The following is a 3,850-nucleotide window of genomic DNA, read 5'->3' on the forward strand; positions in this document are numbered from 1 at the left end:
GCTGAAGGCGAGGGTGACGCAGGCCCCTGCGCCTGGCCGCCTGCGTCACCCTCGCCTTCAGCTGCTGCACCCACGCCAGCGAAGGCGGCGTGGACAACATAGGTCCAGGAACCGACGGTTTCTTCACCCTGCCACTGGACGTCGACAACCTCCCGGACCACATGTTCGCCTTCAACGTCTACTACAACCACTACGAAGCCAGGAAGCTGAACATCAGCTCCTTCGGCGGCAAGGTGTCCGACGTGAAGATCAGCTCGGATGCGATCATCCCTCGCCTGGACTACCTGAGCCCGCTGCGGATCTTCGGCGGGCGCCTGGGCGGCTACATCGCCCAGCCCTATATCCGCCAACGGGTGGCCGCGTTCGGCCTGAGCGACGAACGGGAAAGCATGGGTGACACCACCTTCGCGCCGATCATCCTCTGGGACATGGGCAAGGACCTGACCCTGGCCGCCGCCGTGGAGGTCACCGTGCCCACCGGCAAGTACGATGCCGAGCGGCTGGCCAACACCAGCAACAACTTCTACACCTACAAGCCGCTGTTCTCCTTCACCTGGCTGCCCACCGAACGCACCGAGCTGTCGCTGAAGGCCACCTACAGCTTCAACATGGAAAACCACGACACCGACTATCGCTCGGGGCAGATCTTCCATTTCGACTATTCCGCCAGCTACCGGGTGACCGACAACCTGCGCCTCGGCCTGAACGGCTACTACCTCAAGCAGACCACCGACGACAAACAGAACGGCGAGACCGTACGGGTGTTCGGTTTCGGCGAGGAAGTCGACGATGGCGTACGCGGCCAGGTCTTCGCCATCGGCCCGGCCGTGCACCTGACCTTCCTCAAGTACGCCAGCGCGGAGATCCGCTGGGCCAAGGAATTCGACGTGGAGAACCGCCCCGAAGGCGACATGCTCTGGGCCAAGCTGACCATTCCGTTCGAACTCTGAGGCATCGGAACGAAGCGGCAGCCCGGTATCCGCGGGCTGCCGCCATCGACGAGGAAAAGCGCCAGGCGCCCTAGGCGTAAACCGGCCAGCGCTCGACGATCCGCCCGCCGCGCAGCGCCAGCAGGTCGCCGAATTGCAGCAGCACCGACTCGCTCTGGGTCGGCCGCAGGAAGACCTGGTCGTCCACCTCCAGGCCCACCGAAGGCGAGCCGTTGACCATTTCCTGGTTCGAGCTGCGCCCGTAGATGCCGTTGCTGCGCAGTCCCTCGGGCGAGGCGAAGTCGGCCATCCAGTTGCCGCCGTAGATGAAGAAGGTGCCGCGCTGGTTGGGGTCCCACCAGGAAAACAGCCGCGACTTGCCGTCCAGCGCCGGGATCTGCACCGCGCCGGTGCTCTTGAGTACCGGCGTGGCGATGTAGACGGCCGGCACATGCTCGGCCAGGGACGCCAGGTCGTAGTGGCTCGGCTTGAGCATGGCGGTGCCCACCGAGACCTCGCTGCTCAGCGTTTCCTTCTCGTGCATGCGATAGCTGGGGCTGCCGGCGGTATTCAAGGTCAGCTGTGGCGTCCACAGCGCGGCGAAGCGCTGGCGGGCGAAGTCGACATGTCCCTGGTAGAGCGCCATGACCTTGGCGAACAGCTCTTCGGGCGAACCGAGGATGCCCGGCACACCCATTCCGACGAAGGGGTCGTAGCCCATGAAGCCGGCGAACTCCAGGTGCTGCGGATGCGCCGCGATCAGCGCCAGCAATTCACCCAGCGCGGCCTGGTCGGCCACCCCGCCGCGATGCAGGCCGACGTCCAGTTCGATGTTGACGCGCATCCGGGTCCCCAGCCCCTGGGCCAGCGCCAGGTACTGACGCAAGCGCTGCGGCGTATCGATCAGCCATTGCAACTGCCGCGCCGGGTCGAACGCGCCCTTGTGCTCGCGGTAGAACAGTTCCGCCGAACGCACCGGCAACGGCTTGCCGAGGAGGATGTCGGCATCCGCAAAAGCGACTGCGTCGTGGTTGAGGAACGGTTGGTGGAAGGACATCAGCCGCCGGGTGCCGGCGCGCCTGGCGATGTACGCCAGCAGGCCGGGCGAGGGCAGCGACTTCTCCACCAGCCGCAGATGCTTGCCGCCGCGGCGGACCGAACGCATCACCACATCGATGTTGTGGTCCAGGCGATCGAGGTCGATGAGCAGCACCGGGCACATCGGGCCATTGGCCTTGAGTTCGCGGTTCAGCGCGCGGAAATAGTCGTCGTACGGCCCGCCACGGTCGGCGGGACGCATCCAGGCGGCAGTTCCCGCCAGCAGCGCGCCGGCCCCGAGGCCGGCGAACATGAACTTGCGTCGATTCACGGCGTCGCTCCTTTCAGGTCACGCCCAGGATGGAAGAGAGGTGCGCATTGAGGAACCGCCCGCGGGGATCCAGCGCCTGGCGCACCTCGGCGAACGCCTTCCAGCGCGGATAGAGCCCCTGCAACTGGTGCGCGTTGAGGCCATGCAGCTTGCCCCAGTGCGGACGCCCGGCGTATTTCCAGAAGATCGGTTCCACCGCGGCGAAGAAGTTGTGGTGGTCCATGCTGTAGTGCTGATGCACGGAAATGGAACAACTGTCGCGGCCCTCGAACATGCTCAGGGGAATGTCGTCGGCCTTCACGTAGCGGTACTCGATGGGAAACCAGGTGCGCAGGTCCTTGTCGCGGATCAGCGCAAGAATCTCCCGCAGGCAGGCGGGGCCATGCTCGGCGGGGACCGAATACTCCATCTCGTTGAAGCGCACGTTGCGCACGTTGGCGTAGACCGCATAGGAATCGTCGACCCGCTCGTCGAAGCGGGCGAAGTGGCGCAGGCTGTTGAGCAGGGTACGGCGGGTCTCCGGGAAGTCGCTGAGGTACTTGTCGAAACCTTCGATCAGGCCGACGAACTCGTTGCCGCCTTCCTTCGCCGGGTCCAGGGGCGGGGTCTTCGGCTCGTCGGTCTCGTTAAGGGCGATCGACAGGGCGTAGTCGGAGTGGGTCACCACCAGCATCTCCCAGTGCTGGTTCTCGCGCGTGTTCTTCTCCACGTCCTCCAGCAACTCCTCGGTCCGGGCGATCCACTGCCGTTCACGCAGGCGGTAGGCCGCGCGGTTCTGCAGGCGCACCCGGGTCACGACGCCCAGCGCCCCCAGCGAGACCCGTGCGGCATCGAACACCTCCACGTTGCGCTTGGCGTCGCACTCGAGCACCTCGCCGCTCGCGGTGACCAGTTGCAGACCGCGAACCTGGGCGGAATAGGAACCGAAGCCGACCCCGGTGCCATGGGTGGAAGTAGCGATGGCGCCAGCCAGGGTCTGGTAATCGATGTCGGCCATGTTCACCAGCGCCTGGCCGATCTCCTTGAGCGGAGCGCCCATCTGCGACATCGGCGTACCGCCGCCGAACTCGGCCTGGAGGGTCGCGCTGTCGTGGCTGAGCAAGCCGCTGAAGTAGGCGAGCGAGAGCAGGGTGCCGTCGGTCGGGACCAACGCGCTGAACGAATGCCCGGAGCCCACCGGGCGGATCCTGCCGGACGCCTGGCGGATGATCCGGACCAGTTCGTCGAGGTCTTTCGGTGCCTCCCGCGCCAGGGGCAGGCAGCTTTGCGCGCCGGACCAGTTGCGCCAGGGAATCAGGCGCGGTGCGCGGAGCAACTCCGCCAGCGCGGGGTTTCCCACCATGGCGGCGAACGCACCGAGCGCTCCCGCCCGTTGCAGGAGCTGGCGTCGCGACAGATGACTTGGCATGCCGGTATCCCCTATCGGTCCTGCACTGCGGACATGAAATCGATCAAAGCCCGGAACTGTTCTTCCGAGCACTGCATGCACATGCCCATGGGCATGTGCATGCAGTGCTCGGAAGAACAGTTCCGGGCTTTGATCGATTTCATG

3 protein-coding genes and 1 pseudogene are annotated in these 3,850 nt (G+C 65.6%); 1 reads left to right on the forward strand and 3 read right to left on the reverse strand.

Annotated elements, in window-relative coordinates; all coding sequences use genetic code 11:
- The first annotated feature begins 26 nt into the window (after positions 1–26).
- On the forward strand, positions 27–950 hold the full coding sequence (locus FFS27_RS30060; protein WP_034065063.1) for a SphA family protein: 924 nt from the start codon (positions 27–29) through the stop codon (positions 948–950).
- A gap of 70 nt (positions 951–1,020) precedes the next feature.
- Here the strand turns inward: FFS27_RS30060 and FFS27_RS30065 are convergent, their stop codons facing one another.
- From FFS27_RS30065 to FFS27_RS33900, 3 genes and pseudogenes are all read right to left on the reverse strand, one after another.
- Complete coding sequence (locus tag FFS27_RS30065) at positions 1,021–2,229, reverse strand: DSD1 family PLP-dependent enzyme (protein WP_003125846.1); 1,209 nt, start codon at positions 2,227–2,229, stop codon at positions 1,021–1,023.
- Between the two features lie 82 nt (positions 2,230–2,311).
- On the reverse strand, positions 2,312–3,640 hold the full coding sequence (locus FFS27_RS30070; RefSeq protein WP_021263176.1) for a D-arabinono-1,4-lactone oxidase: 1,329 nt from the start codon (positions 3,638–3,640) through the stop codon (positions 2,312–2,314).
- A 77-nt stretch (positions 3,641–3,717) separates the two neighbouring features.
- A pseudogene (locus tag FFS27_RS33900) lies at positions 3,718–3,850 on the reverse strand (hypothetical protein); the annotation flags it as partial.

It is taken from the genome of Pseudomonas sp. 2VD, assembly GCF_005503585.1.
In the GTDB taxonomy this organism is placed as follows: Bacteria; Pseudomonadota; Gammaproteobacteria; order Pseudomonadales; family Pseudomonadaceae; genus Pseudomonas; species Pseudomonas aeruginosa.